Raw genomic sequence first — 19354 nt, 5'->3', positions numbered from 1 at the left:
GTTGCGGACCCGGCCGCGGTCGGCGGTGTGGGTCTGCCGGAATCAGACGCTGTGGTCCTCGGTGGCGCTCAGGACCGCGATCGGGACACTGACCAGCCCGAACGAGATGACGCCGTGGCACCACTGCCGCGCCGTGCCGCTGGCGGTGCGGCGGCCGGAGCCAGGATTCGCCGGGCGATGTGGTCGAAGCCACGCAGCATCGGGGTCAGCTCCTGCGCGGCCCCGCAGATCGTGCACAGCCATGTTGTTCCGGTAGCCGGTCACTCACTCGGCTGGATCGTCCGATCGTCATATGGAGGGCCGGTGGGGATCTTTACCAGTGTCCCTTGCCCTGTGTGACTACGTGTCACGGGCAGACACTGGACTACGCATCGCCGGCTCCCACCAGATCCAGGTCCCCGACGCCCTGCACCGCGACCACGCCGAGGTCGAAGACCGCGTCCGCACCGACAAGGCCATGGGACAGGCGAACCTGCCCTCACAGTCGTGGCAGATCAACACAGGCTGGATGCTCGCCGCGAACCTTGCCGCAGACCTCGACACCTGCTGCGACTGCTCACCCTGCACGACCAGGACGACCCCGAAGACGCCGAGCCGGACACGATGCGCCTGCGCCTCTACCACCTGCCCGCCCGCCTGGCCCGCCACGCCCGCCACCGCTGTCCACGCATCGAGCGGACCTGGCCCTGGGCAGCGGCGTTCACCACCAGCTGGAACAGCCTCACCCAACTTCCAGTCGCCACCTGACGACCGGCTCACGCCCCAACCAGGACCAGGAAGGAGGAGAACCCGCAACCTCCAGGCCCGTGGAACCCGGCGCGCCCCGCGGCGTCACGCGACGGCCCGTCCTCCAACAGCAGAGGACATTACGGGCGAACAGCTGCACCGCGACCGAAACACGCTGACGAATCGAGGTCAAAGATCTGCACGCCCTTACTGCGGCTCGGCGACGCACCCTCGCCGGTCCCGGAACCCGTCGCGACGCTGCTGGACTACATCGCTGCCCTGCCCGGCAGAACGGCCGCAGTGAACGCGAATTGCCGCTGGCTCTTCCCCGGCCGCCGGGCGAACCAGCCGATGCACCCGGGCACCCTGCGGGACGGACTACGCGGACTCGGTGTTCCCCTCCAGCGGGCCCGGACCTCATCGATCCGTCACCTCGTCCTCCAAGCCCCAGCCCCCGTCATCGCCAAGGCCCTGGGCTATCATGACAAGACCACCACTCGCTTGGTCACCGAAGCTGGCGGAACCTGGAGCCGATACGCGCCCGGCGACCACACACGGTGAACTACGACGACGCTCTCTCACTCAGGGAACGAAAAGCCCAGCTCACGCAGGCGGGGCAAGCAGGCTGCGAGGCATTGCTCCACCGACGCGGCGTCGGTTCGCACAAGGACGTCCTCGCGCAACGGGGCGCCACTGGCGACGAAGGTCCAAGGCTTGCGCCTCTCTGCCATCCGCTCGGCGTCGGCCTTGAACAGCACCGTTACGCCCTGTTCAGCCAGTGCTTCCATGATCGCGACGACGTCCACCGGCACTCTCCGCTCCCGAAGCGCTTCGATCGCGCTACCGGAGGAACATATCTACTCCGGGCCGGACCCTGGATCCTGCCCCCATCACCCCAAAGTGACCAATCGCGGCGATCTCGCCGCGGCTGGCGTTGGTGATGAAGCCGAAGCGTCGGTAGAACGCGTGCAGCCGATCTGGGTTCCCGCCGAAATTGCCGCTCGGGCTGAGCGCCACCGGCACACCGTGCAGGTCGACCGCGGCGGTGATGCGTTCCATGACGCGCGTGCCGATCCCGTTCCCTCGCTCGCTCTCCGGGAGGACGATCCAAAACAGCACGAGACACGGACCGCGATCGAGTCCGAGTTCAAGCCGCACGCTCGGGTAGCTGGTCCGTATCTCCTCGGCCAGGCCATCGGCCCACGACGTAACGGCCCGCCGGTCAGGCACGCTCAGGCCCTACGCCTCGTCGGGGTTGATCCCCTGAGCCCGCGCCAGGGCGAACAGGACGCGCTCGATGGTGTCCAGGCGCTGCGTGATCGTGCGGTCCCCGGGGGCGCCGATGGCGTTGGCGAGGGAGTCGATGTTCCCGAAGGCCGTTACCTGCTGCTCGCCGATCTGCTGGAGCTTCTCACCGTGCTCGGCCAGCGTGCGGCCGGTACGGAATGCCTCCGCCTCAAGATCCCGAAGCCGTCCGTCGTACGTCGATGTCTCTCGCGCCATGCCCCCATCCTGGCAGACCGCCGTACGGACTCGCTCCGGCCTGCGTAAAAATCCCTGAAGTAGGGGCGGCCCGCGGCGCGGTCTGCGACGACGAACGCGGTGGTGGACTGAGGGTTGCCGTCGGCGAGCCAGGCCGTCATCCCGCCTGCGAGGCGGCCGACGAGGCACTCGTAGCCGATCTTGTAGGGGATGGGTCCGGCGGCGCACATCGACGACGTGACCGCCGTCGGCTATCAGAGCTCGCACCTGTTGAGCGGATAACGTGGACAGCACGGGATCCGTCGTCAGCACCGCCGGGCCGTGCCGGTTGATCTGGGCCAGCCGCTCGAAGTGCGCGGGGTATGTACCCAGGCTCGCGATCAGCTGGGATACGAAGGGGTCCTCGTCGGGTGCGTCGAGCAGCGTGTTGGCCTGCCTCTGGGCGCCGATGATGGTGGTGCGCTCGGTGCGTAGCAGAAGGGCCCGGCGCCGTGGGTGGGCCACACCGCCGTCTCGTCCGGCAGTGCGGCCAGACGCTGGGGGGACCGGTACTGAGCCTGGGGGAGTTCCTCGGTTCGTGCCGGGCCGAGGAGGTCGGTGCGGGCCGCGGAGTTCACGATCAGCGACCCTCCGGTGAACACCCCGAGCTCCCGGCTGCCGTCCATCAGCAGGAAGGACAGATGCTCGTCGGTGGGCCCGGGGTTGGCCAGGGCCCCGCAGGGTCAGCCCGCCCGGGTCGACCTCGTCGCCGTCCGCGAGGCCCCGGTGGGCGAAAGCGCGGCGGCCGGCGGCGGAGACGAGCACGGTCGCGCCGGTGTCGGGGCCCAGCTGGACCGCACCGGAGAGGAAGTCGGCGTGCAGATGTGTGTCGGCCGCGTACGCGACCGTGAGACCGCGCCGTTCGGCTGCTGCGTGCAGGGCGCGCAGGTCGCGGCTTGCGTCGACCGCCCAGAGCGCGTCCGTCGCCGAAGTCGAGCAGGTAGGCGCTGTTGCCGAGCCCTTCGCCGACGAGCGGTATGAGGTGATCGTCCGCGCCGGAGAACACGAAGAGGGATGAAGGCGCGGCTGTACGACGCGTTCGCGGCCAGCGGCAAGCCTGGGCGTGTTCTTCGTCGGTCAGGGCCCGCCGTACGCACGCTTCGGTGATCTCGACTTCGTACGTGCGGTAGGCGTCCGCGGGGTAGGGGCGGCGGGACGGGGTACAGGAGCCAGCCGTGCACGGTCGACCGCCACAACTGGCGGTCGCCCTCGGAGAGGCTGCCGTAGTGCTTGATGAACATTGCCACGACGTCCGCGGTGAAGTACATCGACGGCCGGTCGCCCGCCGCGCACCCCGGGCAGCCGTCCTTGCCCGTGCACACTGCCAGGCGCCGGTCGTAGCGCGGCGGCCAGAAGCGAGGGTGGGCGCGCTGCTGGGTGTAGTGAACTCTGGCATGAGTTCTTGGCCGTTTGCCAAGTCGTCTTGACGACCAATGAGCTTCTGTCACTTGATCTTGGTCGGTGGTGGGGGAAGTGATGGGGGTTGCCGCGCCGGCTTACGGCGACGCCGGGCGGAACCGGGGGTTCGAGAGCGCTGACCCGATGCGCGGGTTCCGCTGGGAGAAGGGCGGTCAGGGCTTCGCGGGCCGGCACTTCGCGGCGACGGTGGCCGGCCACGTGGGCTACGAGTCGTGGATGGAGCGGGACCGGCTGATCCTGCTGGACCCGAGCCCGAGGTGGCGAGGCGGTCAAACTCACCTGGCAAACGGTCGAGGCCGTTTGCCCAGAGGCCATGTGCCGCCGGGTCAGGGACTCCAGCACCAGCCGCCGCCGCTCGCCCACGTGACGCCGGCCCACCGCCTCGATCATGGCCTTGGGCGGCAACGCGGCGAAGAGGTCCGCGACCTCCCCGCCCCGGCCTTCCTGGGCGTCCCACCACAGCTGCTCCGCCGCTCGCATGTCGCGGTAGTTCCAGAATTCTGGAACGGCGTGTCGGCCCTCCGAAGCCGGTCGCAGGGCCGGGCTGCTGCTCCGTGTGGATGGGCCTGTCGGGTGATGTGAGCGTGTTCATTTGCCGATGCCTGCGGCGTGGCTGGGACGGTTGCGTCGTCGTCGATCGTGAAGGGTTCCTGATGATCCGTAGATTCGCCCAGGTATGCAGCGTTGTTGCTCTGGGCACTGCAATGCTCACGGCCGCAGCGGTTGCGCCTGCCGGCGCGTTCACCGCGTCGGCGGCGGTATCCGCCCCGGGCCAACTCAAATCCCTGCCACCGCAGCAGAACGTCCCCACCCTGGACGCCGGCGGGCCCGCCGAGACCATCAGCTACCCGCCGGACGGGCAGCGGCACCCCGGGCCCAGCACCATCACCATCCAGGCGCCGCCCTACACCCGCATCGTCGGACTGGACCTGCGGTGCAGCGGAATGGGGTGCCCGGTGAGTATCGCGCCTGACGGCAAGTCCGCCTCGGCCCAACTCACCGCTGGTTTCTATGACTTCATCCGGCCGTGGACCGTCCACGTCGTCGCGGACATCGACGCTCCCCTGGCCGGGGGAACCTTCAGTGGCACCTTCACCGTGGACGGAGTGACGCAGCCGCTCACCGTGCAGATCACCCCCGGCGTCCAGGGCATCATCGCGGCCAACCTCCGCAACACCACCCCCTCCGGCGGCGGCGTGCGCGTACTCTCCGTCGACCCGGGCAGCAATACCGAAGCCGCGGGCCTGCTGCCCGGTGACCGCATCATCGAGGTCGACGGAGTCCTCACGCCCACCGTCAACGACCTCGACAACGTCCTGAGCGGCAAGCGGTCCGGCGCCACTTACCCCGTGACCGTCAATCGTGGCGGCACGCTCGTCACCCTGCAGATCCCCCTGGACCCGGAGCCCTAACCTCACCAGCGACACACCCCACACGGCCTGGCCCGTTTCCGCCCGGGAACGGGCCAGACCGCCCCCTGAGAGACGCACAGCCGGGCGAGCGGCGACCAGGGCGTCGAGCGTCGCCAGCGTCGTCCGAGGCCGCCGACGACGACCACCCGTCTGCCTGTCTGCCACCACCCCGTCCCGCACATCGCACGCCGCCATCGACAGCACTTCGACGCGACCCGCCAGCTCCATCCCCAGCCCAACGACCCAGCCCCGTCCAGGTCAAACTCACCTGTCAAACGGTCAAGATCACTTGTCAGAGGACAGTAGGTGCGGCCGACGCGCAGGCGGGCTGACCGCCCAGCAGGCGACCGCGGCCCAACTGGCCAAGCCGATCCGCGGCCACTGGAAGGTGGAGGCCCTGCACCACGTCCGCGCCACGACCTTCGCCGAGGACGCCTCCCACCTCCCGACGGGGAACGCGCCGCGCACGATGGCGACCTGGCGCAACCTGGCCATCGGCGTCCTCAAGCTGGCCGGCACCACCAACATCGCGGCTGGTTTCCGCCGCAACGCCCGGGACCCACGACGCCCGCTGGTCCTCCTCGGCCTTGCGTGATCACAAACCGGACGTCACACGACCACGCCGAAGCCCTGGAGGATCACCCGACGCGGATCAGCCCTGGTTGAGAACCGAGTACCGGCCCTCGATGTTGACCGCAGCGTTGCTCAGGTTCCTGATGGTGACCCAGTAGGTGATGTAGTCGACCGACGAGCGCTCGACCGCCCAGCTCGAATCGACCTGGATCACCCCGGGCGCCGGGCTCGTCGACACGGCGTACCAGATGACGTGCCAACTGGCAGGCCAGTTAAAGGTGAACCACCGCCCGCTCGTCAACGCCTGGAGCGTCCCGGTGAACTGCACACCGGTCAACGTGGCGAGCGGGGCGACCTCCCCGTCACCGGCGACTACGGCCGCCGGACCGCCGTTGCGGGCGGACTTGACGTCCGCGCCCGGTGCGTCGCCTGCCTGCGACGACGCCTCCGCCGTGCCCACACCGCCGAGCAGCACCAGCGGAGCCGCCACCCCTGCGGAGAGCAGGCTGCCGCGCAGCAGACCTCGGCGATCGAGTGGTGATGCCATGAAGGACCTCCAGAACATCTCGATGTCGTGCTTGCCGGCCGGCGCCTCCCGCCGACCCCGATCGGCGCCCCGCCTGCCGTACCTGCGGGCATGAAAGCGCGCCGCTTTCCCCTCATGGCCATTTCCCGTCGGGCCGCTCGGCGGAAAGCGACCTCACCATGACATCGCTTCCATGCACCGACCTTGTGGCGACCTTGAGGAGCAGCCAGCATGGGAAATCTGCGCGCTTCCGCAACCGGTCGTACCACTCCAGGAGGACACGTGGAATTCCGATTACTGGGCGAAATGGAAGGGTGGTCCGCGGGCCGTCTGCTCGATTTGGGCACGCCTCGCCAACAGGCGGTCCTGGCCGCGCTCATCGTCGACGTGCGAAGACCCGTCGCGATCCAGACCCTAGTCGCACGGATCTGGGACGACGCACCGCCCACCGACCCCCGCGCAGTGCTGTACTCGTACCTGAGCCGCATCCGCCGCCTGCTCCGACAGGCCGCCGACCGCAACGGGGGAGAGGTGGTGCCGCTCGAACGACGACACGCCGGCTACGTACTCGGCCTTGACCCCGAACTCGTGGACTTGCACCGGTTCCGGCGCCTGGTCGACCTCGGCGGTCGGCGGCAGGACGAGGCGACCCGTGCCGCCGCCCTCAGCGAAGCCCTGGGGATGTGGCGGGGGACGCCCCTGGCCGGCCTGCCCGGTGAGTGGGCGGCACAGGTCCGGGACAGCCTGGGCCGCCGGCGGCTGGACGCGGTGGTGCAGTGGGCGCAGCTCAAACTCCACCTCGGCCACCCCGCCGAGGTGGTCACAGCCCTGGCCGACCTCGTCAACGAGTACCCGCTGGTCGAGCCGCTCGAAACGCTGCTCATGCGAGCCCTATCGACGACCGGGCGCGGCGCGGAAGCCCTCGACCGTTACTCCGCCGTCCGGCGGCGACTGGCCGACAGTCTCGGCGCCGAGCCTGGGCCCGAACTGCGCGCGCTGCACCGGGCACTGCTGCACGACGACCTAGGTCAGATCGCCAAGGACGCACAACGCCACCTCACGAGCCGTAATACCTACATACACGGGGCGTGAGGCGAGGCGAACAGCGACCTGTCGGCGATGGACCGCAAGTCAAAGAACAGATTCCGCACAAGACCACTCGCCGTGGCCGACTTGGAGACCCTCTCGACCGGACTCCAAGCCCTGGTCAACTGCACCGCGGCGGCAGGGGTTCGGCATAGTCGTGTGACGTCCAGTTGTGATCAGGCGAGGCCGAGGAGGGGAGTGTCTGACTTGTTGAATCGACCGCAGGTGCTCGGAGTGCAGCCGTAGCGTCCCGGGTGCCGGTCGGCACGGACTCGGGCTGGTTCATGATGAGCGTGCCGCCGCCGTCCGGTACCCGCGCGGTGTGGCTCGGCAGAGGCATGAATGTGTGTGACTGCTGCTTCAAGTCAGAGTGCCCACGGCACATTTGTGCCCGTCAGCCGCCAGGTAAGGATGCTTGGTGATCATCATTGGGATCGGTCCCCGCATGTCCTCGCACACGGCAGTTGCCGTCGATGGAGCAGGCCACATGATCGGTCGGCGGCGGTTCGTCGTCGACTCCTGTGCCTTCGGTCGGCTTCTGCACTGGTGCGCGCAGCGGCCGGGGCGCCGGTTCGAGGGCGAAGACGCCGGCGGTCTCGGCCGGTCTCCCGCTCAGCAACTGGTCGCCGCGGGCGAGGTGTTGTCGACGTGTCTTCCACCTTGTGGGCCAGAGTTCGCCTCCTGACCACCGGCGGGGACCGGAAGACCGACCCCGCAGACGTTCTTCACGTGGCCCGGGGCGCTCTTCCGCACCGGTCTGCGCGGGGTCACCGCGGAGGATCAATCCACGATCCTGCGGCTGCTGACCGAGCGGCACGACGACCTGGTCCATGAACGCACTCGCGTCCTCAACCGGCTCCACGCCGTCCTGCGCGACCTGCTGCCCGGCGGTGCCCCCACCGACCTGTCCGCCGACAAGGCCGCCGCCGTCATGAAGGCCATCCGCCCCACGACCGCCACGGACTCGTGCCGCCGGGACACAGCCCGCGACCTGCTGGCCGACCTGCGACGCCTGGACCGCCAGGTCAAGGACAACGAGGCCGAGATGCGCGACGCCCTCGCAGCGACCCGCACCACGCTGACCACCCTGCCGGGCCTGGGCACCGTGCTGGCCGCCAAGGTCATCGGCCACGTCGGCGCCGTCACCCGCTTCCCCACCGAGCACCACTTCGCCAGCTACACCGGCAGCGCACCGCTGGACGCCTCCAGCGGCAACAACGTGCGCCACCGGCTCAACACCGGCGGCAACCGCGCGCTGAACTCGGTCCTGCACATCATCGCCGTCTGCCAGATCCGTGACGGCGGCCGCGGGCAGGACTACTACCTGCGCAAGATCGCCGAAGGAAGACACCCGCCGAAGCCCGCTGAGCCCTCAAACGACGGCTCTCCAACGTGGTCTACCGGATCATGAAACGAGATCAACGGAACCACCTTGCTCAAGCCTCTTGACACACAGAGGCGCTATGAGGTCACAAGCGCCCGTCCGGCCGCGTGCGTGGTGACGCCTGGCGGGCCGGCACATCGCAAACAGGACAGTCGAGACGTCAGTCAGTCGGAGGGTCAGACCCACCAGCGGCGTCACCACTGTCAGTCGAGCTTGCTGAGTTCGGTGTACAGCATCTTCAGGCCGTCCGACGTGAGTGTGGCGAGATAGATATCATCGATGACGATCACTCGGTTGTTCTTGACGGCATCCAGTTGGTCGGCTCCAGGCAACCGCTTCAACGCGTCCTTGGCCTGCGCCTCGGAGGTGCCGAAACCGGGGGAGTAGGCGACCACGATGGTCCAGGGGTTCAGGTCCACCAGTTTCTCCCCGCTGAGCGGGACGAAGTTGCCGTGAAGTCCGGAGAAAACGTTGGCCATATTGAGCGATTCGAGTTCGGTGTGCTCGATGCTCGTGGAGCCGAAAGCGTAGAGGTCGCCGGCGTACGGAGTGAGCATGCCGACGCTGTGCTCGGGCAGGGCCTGTGCCTTTTCTTCGATGCCGGCGATGGAATTCTTCATGGCGGACACGGATTCGGTGGCGTATTCGCTGGTACCGAGCAGTCGACCGAGCAGGGCGATGTCGCTGTAGTTGGCGTCGTAGCCGGTGCGGTTGTTGTGCCGGCTGGGATAGGTCTCGCAGCCATTGTTGACGATCATGGACTGGATGCCCCGGTCGGAGAGCTGGCTGACGAGTTGGGGCGCGAGGTAGTGGCTGATCACCAGGTCGGGGTCGGCAGAGAGGATGACCTCTTTGGAGGGCGGTGAGGTCTTCGACATCTGGGGTACGTCGCCCATGGTGGACTTCGCGGCGCCCAGCGGTTCGTCTCCGCCTTGGGTGTAGGCGACTATGTGGCCGGTCTGGTTTCCTCCGGCGGCAGCAACGAGGGCGGCTGCCTGTGGGGTGTCGACGAGGATCTTGGGCGCGTGATCGAAGGTGTAGTTCTTGCCGCACTCGGTGAAGCTGAACGGAAAGCCGCTCTTGTCGGTGGCGGCCGAGTCCGACGCCGCCGTGCTCGTTTTTGTCGTATCCGATGAATCGTGGGACCCGCATGCGGCGAGTGGTGCTGCGACGGTCAGGCAGGTTGCGACGATCAGTGCGGACTTCAGACGTTTCATTTTGAGGTGGTTCCTTCTTGACCGTGGTGCGGTTGCGTCGTCGTCGGGTGAGGGGAGTGGGGTTCAACTGCGTTCCGGGGGGAGAGCGGCGGGGTCTCCAGGCTGAAGATGAACTGCACGCAGTCCGGCTCCTCCAGGCGACGTACGTGCACCCCGTAGACCGACTTGAGCAGTTCAGGGGTGAGCACCTGATCAGGCGCCCCCATGGCGACGACCTCTCCGTGCTGGAGGAGCACGATACGGTCGCAGTGGCGTGCCGCGAGATTGAGGTCGTGAAGTACCACGACCGTCGTGATACCGAGGTCTCGGACGCAGTGAAGGACGGCGTGTTGGTGCCGGATGTCGAGGTGGTTGGTCGGTTCGTCGAGGAGCAGATGGTCGGTGTCCTGGGCGAGCGCTCGCGCTATGAGGACCCGTTGCTTCTCGCCACCGGAGAGCTGTTCGTAGCTGCGTCGAGCCAGGCTCTCGACGCCGACTCGACGCATGGCCTGGACAGCGAGGGCGCGGTCAGCAGGGGTGTACCGTTCGAACGCCGTTCGGTGCGGTGAGCGGCCCAGCAGCACCATGTCGGCCACGGTCAGGGGGATCCCGGAGGGCGATTCCTGGGCGACGACCCCGATCCGGCGTGCGCGGGCTGCGGGTGGGATCGACTCGACCGGCGCGTGGTCGATCTGGATCAACCCTGCCGTGGGCTTGAGGGCGCCGTACAGCGTGCGCAGGAGAGTCGACTTGCCGGACCCGTTGGGGCCGACAACCCCCACGACCTCTCCGGCCCGCGCCAGCAGACCGGCCTCGGTGAGGACCCGATGGGCGCCGTAGGAGAACGACACGCCGGAGGCTTCAAGCATCATGCCTCAGCTCTCGTAGGTGTGGAATCGCCGGATCAGGATGAACAGCATCGGCGCTCCGACGACGGCTGTGATGATGCCGATGGGCACGTCGGCCGGGGCGAGGATGCTGCGGGCCAGCGCGTCGGCCCACACGAGGAAGACGGCTCCCATGAGGGCCGATACGACGAGGACTCGGCGGTGCACGCCGCCGACGCACAGCCGGGCGACGTGAGGGACGACCAGACCCACGAAGGCGATGCCGCCGGAGACGGCGACCACCGAGGCGACGCACAACGCGACGACGATCAGCAGCTCGGCCCTGACCCGTGTCGGCGACAGGCCGAGAGACCGTGCGGTCTCGTCCCCGATAGCCAGTGCATCCAGTCTCCGGGACCAGCCCAGCAGGACGATGAAGGCCCCCAGCACGATCAGCCCGCACATCCGCACGGCGGACCAGTCCGCGAGTCCCAGCGAGCCGAGGAGCCAGAACAGCACGTCCTGTGCTCCTTCGGCGCTGTGGGCCGCGAAGATCATGAAGCTGGTCACGGCGTTGAGCACATAACCCACCGCTACGCCGGCCAGCAGAAGACGGGTGGAGGTCACCTGGCCGCCGCTGCGTCCGATCAGCAGAACGAGGGTCATGGCGATGAGGGCTCCGGCGAACGCACTGCCGGTGAGTTCGCTGCCGCCCACGCCGACGCCGACGCCGAACAGAATGGTGAGTGCCGCGCCGGCCGAGGCGCCGCCTACCACACCGAGCAGATATGGCTCGGCCAGGATGTTGCGTGTCATTGCCTGCAGGGCGGTGCCGGCGACCCCGAGGCCGGCTCCGACGAGCATCCCCAGCAGCACTCTGGGCAGCCGGACGTCGGTCACGATGACGTCTTGGGGATGGCTCCATGTCACTTGGTCGGGGCTGCCAAGAAGGTGGTGGCCGAGTATCTTCAGCGTGGTCGACGGCGAAACGGTCACCGAACCGATCCCGACAGTGACCAGGCTGGCCACGAGCAGCGCGACGAGGACACTGGTCCAGATCAGCATGCGTCGGCGGCCAGAGTCGAACGCGCCGTCGTCGTCCGTTGGCGCTGAGACGTCGCTGTTCTCGAATGCTGCGGTGGAGTCTGTCGGGCTGCTCGATCCGGCGGGTTTGGACGCCACCGGCTCGGACGGGTTCAGTTCGCGCTTGTGGGCAGAGGACACGTCAGCCACGGTGGAAGTCCTTGGTGCGGATCAGGAGGACGCCGAGGACGCCTCCGGTGAGGGCGAGGCCGCCACTGATGAAGAGCAGGTCGTTCAGTCCGCTGGCGAAGGCGGTGCGGATCGCTTGGGTCAACTCGCTGCGGGTCGCGACGGGCAGTGTGGCGAAGAGCCGGTCCGTCTCCCCCTGGGTGACGGCGGAGCTGATCGCTGACGTCCGATGGGCGAGGTCGGGCGATCCGGCGAGGTGGTGGGTGAGTCCGGCGTGGAGCCGGCTGGTGAAGGTGGTGCCGTAGACGGCGATGCCGACGGCAACGCCGATCTGGCGCAGGGTGGAGTTGGCGCCGGACGCCATGCCGGCTTGGACGGGCGGGACAACGCCGACGGCTGTGGAGGCCAGGGGCGGGTTGACGAGGCCGCTGCCGATGCCCGCGAGGATGAAGCCGGGGATCAGGTGGGTCCAGCCGCTGTGGGCGTCCAGACCGGACATCAGCAACAGCCCAACGCCGACCAGGAGCAGTCCGGGACCGATCAGCCACCGCGCGGGTAGGGATTGGCTCATCCGGCCGGCGGCGGCGGAGACGACGAGGCTGATACCGGAGACGAGCAACAGCCGCACGCCAGTGTCCAGCGCGCTGTACCCGAGGACGTCCTGAAGGTAGATGACCAGGTAGAGGAACATCGCGAACAGGGAGCCGTTCATCGTGAACGCGGCGATCAGTCCACCGGTGAAGGTGGGGACGCGGAACAGGCGTAGGTCGAGCAGAGGGTGGGGTGCTCGCGCCTCGATGACCAGGAATGCGGCAATCAGCCCCGTGGCGAGGCACAGGCAGGTGATCACTCCGACCTCTGACCAGGAGTGCTGTCCGGCACGGATCAGTCCGTAGACGAGCGAGACGAGTCCGGCGGTGAGGGCTGCGAATCCGGCCCAGTCCGGCGTGGTGGCGTCCGTAGCGCGGGACTCGTGGACCTTCCAGCGAGTGATCGCCAGCGCCGCGATGCCGATGGGCAGGTTGACCCAGAAGATGGTGCGCCAGCTCACACCGCTGGTGAGTACGCCGCCCAGGAGCGGGCCGAGTCCGGTGGCGGCGCCGGTGATGGCGCCCCACACTCCGAACGCGACGCCGCGTTCGGCGCCGTGGAATGCCTGGGCGAGCAGCGCAAGAGAGGTGGCGAACAGGATCGACCCACCGACACCCTGTATCGCGCGGGACAGGATGAGTATGGCCGGGTCCTGCGCGGCGCCGCACAACGCGGAGCCGGCAGTGAAGATCACCAATCCGGCGGTGAACAGGCGACGTCGGCCGCAGCGGTCGGCCAACGACCCGCTGGTGAGCAGTGCCGCGGCGAGAGTGAGCGCGTAGGCGTCGACCACCCACTGGATGTCGGTGAAGCTGGTGTGCAGGTCGCTCTGGATGGTGGGCAGCGCGACCACGACGATGCTGACGTCGAGCAACAGCATGAATGTCGCCGCGCAGACTGCTATCAGCGTCCACCATCTGCGCTCCATGAAGCACCCTGCCCTTCTTCCGACCTCCGATGAGGCGCCGAACGAGGGCTGCTCCAGCAGGAGGAAATGGTTATCGTTCTCGATACTATAGCGGAGAGAATATCTCCGCTATGGTTGTGGAGTGTGTCATACGCACGCCACCGAGGCCCGGTCATGGCAGTGCGCAACCCATGCCCAAAGGGTGCGTTGGCCGCATCCTCGGCCGAGGCGGGCTGCCGGCCGTGATCGACAACCTTGCGACCGGACCACATCAACAGGACGAGAGACGACCGATGACAACCACATCGCCGCACGAGATGCACCCCGATCGCGGCACGGCCGTCACCGGTCACGGTGCTCCGCCGTCGCTGATCGGGCCGATCAGGTTCCAACTCGCGGGCGCGATCTCGATCCAGGCGTTCGCCGCCACGGCCGGCGTCGTCCCGCTGATCGCTGTCGTCGAGCTCGGGCGTACCCTTCTCGCGTCTCACCCCGATCCGGCTGATGCGTGGGTAGCCGTGGGCATCGCGGCGGCGGCGGTGATCGTCAGGCTGCTGTTTGCCGTGCTGGCCAACACGATCAGCCACTACGCCGAGAACGACCTCCAACTGAATATCCGGCGTGCGCTGATCAAGCGTCTGGGACGCATCCCGCTGGGCTGGTTCGGCGCACGCTCCTCCGGCGCGGTGAAGCAGGCCGTGGGCGACGACGTGGACGCGCTGCACCATCTCGTGGCGCACTCGGCGCTGGAGCTGACCTCCGCGATCGTCGCGCCGGTGATCTCGCTGGCCTACCTGTTCTTCGTCGACTGGCGGCTCGCGTTGATCGTTCTCGTCCCGCTGGCAGTCGGCATCGTCTTGTTCCGCCGGGTCGGCAGGCAGTTCCAGCGCGGCTTCGAGGGCATGTTGCCGATCATGCAAGAGATCAACCAGACCGCCGTCGAGTACGTCGCCGGCGTCGCCGTGGTGAAAACCTTCGGCCAGTCCCAGAAGTCCTACCGGCGTTTCGCCGACACCGCCGGCCGCTTCGCCACCGGGTGGAACGGGTTCATCAGCCGACTGGTCGCGCCCCGCTCACTGGCCGAGCTCATCCTCTCGCCGGGGGTGATGCTGCTGGTCATCCTCGTGTTCGGCAGCCTGTTCGTCACCGGCGGCTCGATGTCCGGCGCAGACGTTCTCGCGTTCGCCGTGCTCGGAGCGGGACTATCCGCCCCGGTGCTCGCGCTCAGCTACGCCGAGCAGGACCTGCGTGCCGGAAACCTCGCCGCCACCCGCATCAAGGCTTTGCTGTCGACCCCAGCCGTCCACGTGGCCGAACCGACCCAGACCCCGGCGGGGGGAACCGTCGAGATCGACCGTCTCGACTTTGCCTATGAGGACGAACATCCGGTGCTGACCGACGTCACCCTCACACTCCGGCCCGGAACGGTGACCGCGCTGGTCGGGCCGTCTGGCGCGGGCAAGACCAGCCTCGCCCGGCTCGTTCCCCGCTTCTTCGACCCGACCAGCGGCACGATCCGCGTCGGCGGAGCAGACGTGACCGCGATCCCCGACGAGGAGCTGTATGGGCACGTCGGATTCGTGTTCCAAGAGGTCCGTCTGCTGCGAGACACGCTCCGGGAGAACATCCGCCTGGCTCGGCCGGACGCCGACGACGATCAGGTTGTCGCGGCAGCCCAGAGCGCACAGATCCACGACCGTATCCTCGCACTCCCTCGCGGGTACGACTCGGTCATCGGAGAGGACGCCGTGTTGTCCGGCGGTGAAGCCCAGCGGGTCGCGATCGCCCGGGCCATCCTGGCCGACCGGCCCATCATCGTCCTCGACGAGGCCGCGAGCTTCGCCGACCCCGAATCCGAGCACGAGATCCAGCGCGCATTGAGTCGCCTCACCCGCGGCAAGACCGTGCTTGTCATCGCCCACCGGCTGCGCAGCATCGCGACCGCCGATCGCATCGTCGTGCTCGACGGCGGCCGCATTGTCGAGCAGGGAACGCACGAGCAACTGCTGGCCCACGGCGGCCACTACCACCGGCTCTGGACGGCACAGACCAGCCATAGCGAGCCGTGCCACCCCACTGCCCATACCGCTGTCTCCGCGATCGACGAGGAAACCCGATGATCCGTCAGCTCCTGCGCATCCTCGACCCGCACAGCCGCCAGGCGCTGCAGCGCATGGTGGTCTGGCAATGCGGCCATGCGATCTGCCAAGGCATCCTGTTCGCCCTGGCTGTCCCGGTCCTGAGGGCGCTGCTCGGCCCGCACCCTGACACCGTGTGGCCGTGGGTGTGGGTCTTCATCGCCGCATCAGTGCTCTATGCCGCCGTCTATTGGCTGAGCCTGCGTTCGGCATTGCGCTCCAGCTCGGTCCTCTCCTACGCGCTGCACACCCGCATCGGCGACCACCTCGCCGGCCTGCCGCTGGGCTGGTTCACCGCCGAGCGTATCGGCCAGCTCAGCACCCTCCTGAGCCAAGGCGTCGTGAACATCATGGGCATCGCCGCACACCTGATCCGTCCGCTGCTCACCGGCCTGCTCACCCCGGCGACCATCGTGGTCACGCTGGTGTTCTTCGACTGGCGGCTCGCTCTGGTCACCGCGATCACCGCCCCAGCCCTACTCGTCGTGTTCCGCTGGGCGAGCCGCCTGTCCGAGACCGCCGACACGATCCAAGCCGCAGCCCAAGCCGAAGCGGCCGGCCGGATCATCGAGTACGCCTCGTTGCAGCCCGTCCTGCGCGCCCACAGCGCCGGCGGCGCCTCCAACCGGCTCGTCGACGAAGCCCTCACCAGCAAGCACGATGCCTCGGCGCAGGTTCTGCGCGCTGCCACGCCAGGACGCGTCGGCTTCGCGCTCGCTCTGCAGACCGCGTTCACTCTCATCCTCGCCGCCGCCACCGCGCTCGTCCTCGGCGACTGGACCACCGCCGTCGCCGCCCTTCCCCTGCTGGTGCTCCTCGCACGCTTCATCGAATCGCTGGCCGAGGCCGTGGGGCTGGCCTCCACCGTCCAGCGCAACCGGGGCTCGCTGAACCGCATCGCCGGTGTCCTCGACGCCAAGCCCCTTCCAGAACCGACCCGTCCGATCACTCCGGCCGGCAATAGTGTCGAGTTCGATCACGTCGGCTTCGGCTACGACGACCGCCCCGTCCTGACCGACGTGACTGTCCGGCTGTCCGAAGGCACGATCACCGCACTCGTCGGCCCGTCCGGGAGTGGCAAGACGACCCTCACCCGCCTCGTCGCCCGCTTCTGGGATGTCGACTCCGGGGCCGTGCGCGTCGGCGGCACCGACGTACGCGACATCGCCACCCCCGATCTGATGTCACGCATCGCGATCGTCTTCCAGGACGTCTACCTCTTCGACGGCACCATTGAGGACAATGTCCGCCTCGGCAAACCCGACGCCACAGAATCCGAACTGCGCGCAGCGGCGACGGCGGCCCGCCTGGACGACATCATCGCCCGCACCCCCCACGGATGGCAGACCCATGTCGGAGAGGGCGGTCTACTCCTGTCCGGCGGCGAGCGTCAACGCGTCTCCGTCGCCCGTGCCCTGCTCAAAAACGCTCCGATCATCCTGCTCGACGAAGCCACCTCCGCCCTCGACCCCGAGAACGAGAACGCCGTCCAGGAGGCCATCACGACGCTGACCCGTGACAGGACCGTGCTCGTGATCGCCCACAAGCTCGACACCATTCGCCACGCCGACCGCATCCTGTTCCTGGACGACGGGCACGTCGTCGAGGACGGAATCCACGACGAACTACTCGCCTGCGGTGGCCGCTACGCCCAGTTCTGGAACACACGCGCCGCCGCCACCGAATGGCACCTCGACGCCCCGGCATGAGGAACACGTCCCGCGCGGCCTCGGCGGACCGGGGGCGGCGGCTCAGCGGGGAGGCCGGCCGACGGCACGGCGCTGACCCACGTCACGCATCGCGGCCGCGACGCCGGCCTGTGACATGGACCCTCCAGGAAGCGGCAGTTGTTTCGGCCGGGACCGCAGACCCTCCAATACCAGGGCAAGGCAACGACGCCACTGGTCGGCGTCCACGTTCGCGGTGTAATCGCGCACCGCGTCGATCATCACATCGACAAGGAAGAGGTCGGAGAGCTCCGCGTCCTGCCGAAGGTGCCCGTCCTCCTTCGCTCGGGCGATCAGCCGTTCCACCCGCGACGATCTCTGCACCCGCCCCTCTGCCCAGGTCTCCGCGCCCTCGGGTGTGGTCATCACCATCGCCCGGAGCCCGCGATCAGCGTCGAGGAAGGCGTTCATCCGCTCCACGTACAGCACGACCCCGTCCCAGGAGTCCTCCTGCGCCAGAGCCTCATCCACGATCCGGTCCAACTGCTCCGCACGACCGCGATACACCGCATCGATCAGATCGGGTTTCGAGGGAAAATTGCGATACATCGTGGCCACCCCGACCCCGGCATGACGGGCGATCTCATCCAGCGTGACCTTCAAACCACGCTCGACGAACACCTCACGAGCGGCAGCCAACAGGCGCGCGCGGTTCTCTACAGCATCGCGCCGAGGCCGACGACGCTGCGGGGCGGAATCGGTGGGCTCATCGGCATTGAGTATCGCCATGACTCCTATTCTCCCGGATACAACGATCACAGGCGAGCAAGCGCACGAGGATGACGTCGTTCGAATCCGGCGAGACTTGCTGGAGCCAACGCAAAGGCCAGGCGATACAGCAAGGTCTATCGGGGTTTCCTGGGGCGGGAAGGCGTCAACGTCGTCCGGCTCAACCACGATCTCGCCGCGGTGCAGCCACGATGAACAGGCACCGCGCACCCTGCGTCACGCGGTCCGGTCCCGCGAGCTCCCCCTCGCCCGACCAGGCTATGTGACTCCCGACGCGAGGGCGCCGTCCGGCGCAGGGAGAGGGACGGAGATGACGCGACACGTGCTGGTCGTCGACCACGCGCCACAGCTGTTGCGCGCCCTGGCCGTCAGTCTCACCGCGCAGAGCTACGCCGTCGTCACCGCGTCGGACAGAACCAGCGCCCTGCTCCTAGCCTCCGGCAAGCCGCCGGACACGGTCATCGTCGACCTCGACCTGCCGGACGCCGACGGCACCGACGTCATCACCGGCCTGCGGTGCTGGTCGTCTGTGCCCGTCATCGCGTTTTCGGAGCATGCCGCACCCGCCGCAGTGATCTGGTCGGCACAGGGTTCGGGTGCGTACGCCTGCGCCAACGGGGCCTCTTGCTTCCCGCCGGACTCGACGACCGCGAGCAACCGAGAGGACCGATCCAGCGCCTCGTTCGCGTCGGACCGACCACGCGAACGGACAGAGAACGGCCAGTCAGGTCCTCGCGCCGTGCCGCGCCGCGCGTTCGACGGTGAGGCCGACCGCGCCGAGGCAGGCGAGGAAGGACACCGTGCAGGTCGGCGCGAGCTGTCGGTTGGCCGACACGCGCCAGGACGCGCGGGTCACGGCTGCCTGACCGGTCGCCGGCCGCGACGGCGCGAAGCACACCGGCAGCAGGCCGCACACTCCGGGCACTGCGAACGCGAACGGCAGTCCAGGGCCGCGCTCGCGCCGCTGAACAGGGATGCCGGCGAGGCCGGGTGCGGCCCCACGTCCTGGTGCCCCGCCCGCGGCCGGCCGCGGATCCGGCTCCCGCCTGTTCCCGGAGCAGATCGGCATGTCCGCGAGGGCGTACGTGGAACGTGCCCAGGCGGAGGTCGCGCCCGGCTGCTGACCGAGACGCTCCGCGGTCCCGAAACCGTTGCGGTGGAGGCCGGATTCGGCACCGCGGCCACGACGGGCCATGCCTTTCACCCGGTGCTATGTGTCACCGCTCGATGACCGGGAGCGGTTTCCTGACGCGGCCCCGATGTCCCCCGGGATGCCGCGGTGCGCGGTCTGTCGGCTCCTGGACTCGGAGTCCGCGGTGTGTTCGCCGGCGTGCCGGGGCTGATGTGGTGCCGAGGGCTCGGGCGGACGCGCACACCGGT

17 protein-coding genes and 1 pseudogene are annotated in these 19354 nt (G+C 68.4%); 8 read left to right on the top strand and 10 right to left on the bottom strand.

Annotated features, from left to right (window positions below; genetic code table 11):
* Nucleotides 1–486 precede the first annotated feature (486 nt).
* On the top strand, nt 487–747 hold the full coding sequence (locus AC27LF_RS42065; protein ID WP_479664499.1) for a hypothetical protein: 261 nt from the start codon (nt 487–489) through the stop codon (nt 745–747).
* A gap of 557 nt (nt 748–1304) precedes the next feature.
* Here the strand turns inward: AC27LF_RS42065 and AC27LF_RS42060 are convergent.
* From AC27LF_RS42060 to AC27LF_RS42050, 3 genes are read right to left on the bottom strand one after another with little or no spacing between them, the layout of a single operon-like run.
* Nucleotides 1305–1532: a hypothetical protein gene (locus AC27LF_RS42060; RefSeq protein WP_327360233.1), complete on the bottom strand. Its 228-nt coding sequence runs from the start codon at nt 1530–1532 to the stop codon at nt 1305–1307.
* A 34-nt stretch (nt 1533–1566) separates the two neighbouring features.
* Nucleotides 1567–1956, bottom strand: a complete 390-nt coding sequence (locus AC27LF_RS42055) for a GNAT family N-acetyltransferase (RefSeq protein WP_479664500.1) — start codon at nt 1954–1956, stop codon at nt 1567–1569.
* A 9-nt stretch (nt 1957–1965) separates the two neighbouring features.
* Nucleotides 1966–2229 (bottom strand): hypothetical protein, encoded by a 264-nt coding sequence (locus AC27LF_RS42050; RefSeq protein WP_479664501.1) that lies wholly within the window; start codon nt 2227–2229, stop codon nt 1966–1968.
* A gap of 2090 nt (nt 2230–4319) precedes the next feature.
* Between AC27LF_RS42050 and AC27LF_RS42045 the strand changes: the two genes are divergently transcribed.
* Nucleotides 4320–5078 (top strand): PDZ domain-containing protein, encoded by a 759-nt coding sequence (locus AC27LF_RS42045; protein ID WP_479664502.1) that lies wholly within the window; start codon nt 4320–4322, stop codon nt 5076–5078.
* 289 nt (nt 5079–5367) lie between these two features.
* Entirely contained in the window at nt 5368–5673 is a 306-nt protein-coding gene (locus tag AC27LF_RS42040) for a hypothetical protein (protein ID WP_479664503.1), read from the top strand.
* A gap of 57 nt (nt 5674–5730) precedes the next feature.
* On the opposite strand, the gene AC27LF_RS42035 is transcribed toward AC27LF_RS42040, so the two are convergent.
* Nucleotides 5731–6198 (bottom strand): hypothetical protein, encoded by a 468-nt coding sequence (locus AC27LF_RS42035; RefSeq protein WP_479664504.1) that lies wholly within the window; start codon nt 6196–6198, stop codon nt 5731–5733.
* A gap of 261 nt (nt 6199–6459) precedes the next feature.
* Between AC27LF_RS42035 and AC27LF_RS42030 the strand changes: the two genes are divergently transcribed.
* Together AC27LF_RS42030 and AC27LF_RS42025 are read left to right on the top strand one after the other, a co-directional pair.
* Nucleotides 6460–7269, top strand: coding sequence for an AfsR/SARP family transcriptional regulator (locus AC27LF_RS42030; RefSeq protein WP_479664505.1), 810 nt, complete (start codon nt 6460–6462; stop codon nt 7267–7269).
* Nucleotides 7270–8194: 925 nt separating this feature from the next.
* Nucleotides 8195–8674, top strand: coding sequence for a transposase (locus AC27LF_RS42025; RefSeq protein ID WP_479664506.1), 480 nt, complete (start codon nt 8195–8197; stop codon nt 8672–8674).
* A gap of 176 nt (nt 8675–8850) precedes the next feature.
* Here AC27LF_RS42025 and AC27LF_RS42020 read toward each other — a convergent pair whose 3' ends face one another.
* Genes AC27LF_RS42020 through AC27LF_RS42005 form a run of 4 tightly spaced genes read right to left on the bottom strand, consistent with a single transcriptional unit; the run spans nt 8851 to nt 13401 of the window.
* Nucleotides 8851–9864: an ABC transporter substrate-binding protein gene (locus AC27LF_RS42020; protein WP_479664507.1), complete on the bottom strand. Its 1014-nt coding sequence runs from the start codon at nt 9862–9864 to the stop codon at nt 8851–8853.
* On the bottom strand, nt 9861–10715 hold the full coding sequence (locus tag AC27LF_RS42015; protein WP_479664508.1) for an ABC transporter ATP-binding protein: 855 nt from the start codon (nt 10713–10715) through the stop codon (nt 9861–9863). Before AC27LF_RS42015 ends, AC27LF_RS42020 begins: the two co-directional genes overlap by 4 nt.
* 3 nt (nt 10716–10718) lie before the next feature.
* The gene (locus tag AC27LF_RS42010) at nt 10719–11903 is read right to left on the bottom strand and encodes a FecCD family ABC transporter permease (protein WP_487231296.1); all 1185 of its coding nucleotides are present in this window, start codon (nt 11901–11903) and stop codon (nt 10719–10721) included.
* Nucleotides 11896–13401, bottom strand: coding sequence for an MFS transporter (locus AC27LF_RS42005; RefSeq protein WP_479664510.1), 1506 nt, complete (start codon nt 13399–13401; stop codon nt 11896–11898). The genes AC27LF_RS42010 and AC27LF_RS42005 overlap by 8 nt, the downstream gene beginning before the upstream one ends.
* Nucleotides 13402–13673: 272 nt before the next feature.
* On the opposite strand from AC27LF_RS42005, the gene AC27LF_RS42000 reads away from it, so the two are divergent.
* Together AC27LF_RS42000 and AC27LF_RS41995 are read left to right on the top strand one after the other, a co-directional pair.
* Nucleotides 13674–15500, top strand: a complete 1827-nt coding sequence (locus tag AC27LF_RS42000; protein ID WP_479664511.1) for an ABC transporter ATP-binding protein — start codon at nt 13674–13676, stop codon at nt 15498–15500.
* On the top strand, nt 15497–17227 hold the full coding sequence (locus AC27LF_RS41995) for an ABC transporter ATP-binding protein (protein ID WP_479664512.1): 1731 nt from the start codon (nt 15497–15499) through the stop codon (nt 17225–17227). The genes AC27LF_RS42000 and AC27LF_RS41995 overlap by 4 nt, the downstream gene beginning before the upstream one ends.
* Before the next feature lie 42 nt (nt 17228–17269).
* On the opposite strand, the gene AC27LF_RS41990 is transcribed toward AC27LF_RS41995, so the two are convergent.
* Nucleotides 17270–17974, bottom strand: a complete 705-nt coding sequence (locus tag AC27LF_RS41990) for a TetR/AcrR family transcriptional regulator (protein ID WP_479664513.1) — start codon at nt 17972–17974, stop codon at nt 17270–17272.
* Between AC27LF_RS41990 and AC27LF_RS41985 the strand changes: the two are divergent.
* Nucleotides 17973–18536, top strand: a pseudogene (locus tag AC27LF_RS41985) (response regulator); the annotation flags it as partial. The gene AC27LF_RS41990 and the pseudogene AC27LF_RS41985 sit on opposite strands and share 2 nt — an antisense overlap.
* A 162-nt stretch (nt 18537–18698) precedes the next feature.
* Here AC27LF_RS41985 and AC27LF_RS41980 read toward each other — a convergent pair.
* Nucleotides 18699–18830, bottom strand: coding sequence for a hypothetical protein (locus AC27LF_RS41980; RefSeq protein ID WP_479664529.1), 132 nt, complete (start codon nt 18828–18830; stop codon nt 18699–18701).
* Nucleotides 18831–19354 lie beyond the last annotated feature (524 nt).

The organism is Streptomyces diversicolor, assembly GCF_057537855.1.
Note: the sequence above shows the minus strand (reverse complement) of the source record. Positions and strands in the feature narration are given on the sequence as shown.

Excerpts from the sequence above, each read along its gene's own strand:
- AC27LF_RS42000 (WP_479664511.1), top strand. The coding sequence starts at position 13,674 with ATGACAACCACATCGCCGCACGAGATGCACCCCGATCGCGGCACGGCC.
- AC27LF_RS42015 (WP_479664508.1), bottom strand. The coding sequence starts at position 10,715 with ATGATGCTTGAAGCCTCCGGCGTGTCGTTCTCCTACGGCGCCCATCGG.
- AC27LF_RS42035 (WP_479664504.1), bottom strand. The coding sequence starts at position 6,198 with ATGGCATCACCACTCGATCGCCGAGGTCTGCTGCGCGGCAGCCTGCTC.
- AC27LF_RS42025 (WP_479664506.1), top strand. The coding sequence starts at position 8,195 with ATGAAGGCCATCCGCCCCACGACCGCCACGGACTCGTGCCGCCGGGAC.
- AC27LF_RS42020 (WP_479664507.1), bottom strand. The coding sequence starts at position 9,864 with ATGAAACGTCTGAAGTCCGCACTGATCGTCGCAACCTGCCTGACCGTC.
- AC27LF_RS42045 (WP_479664502.1), top strand. The coding sequence starts at position 4,320 with ATGATCCGTAGATTCGCCCAGGTATGCAGCGTTGTTGCTCTGGGCACT.
- AC27LF_RS41995 (WP_479664512.1), top strand. The coding sequence starts at position 15,497 with ATGATCCGTCAGCTCCTGCGCATCCTCGACCCGCACAGCCGCCAGGCG.
- AC27LF_RS42005 (WP_479664510.1), bottom strand. The coding sequence starts at position 13,401 with ATGGAGCGCAGATGGTGGACGCTGATAGCAGTCTGCGCGGCGACATTC.
- AC27LF_RS41990 (WP_479664513.1), bottom strand. The coding sequence starts at position 17,974 with ATGGCGATACTCAATGCCGATGAGCCCACCGATTCCGCCCCGCAGCGT.
- AC27LF_RS42050 (WP_479664501.1), bottom strand. The coding sequence starts at position 2,229 with ATGGCGCGAGAGACATCGACGTACGACGGACGGCTTCGGGATCTTGAG.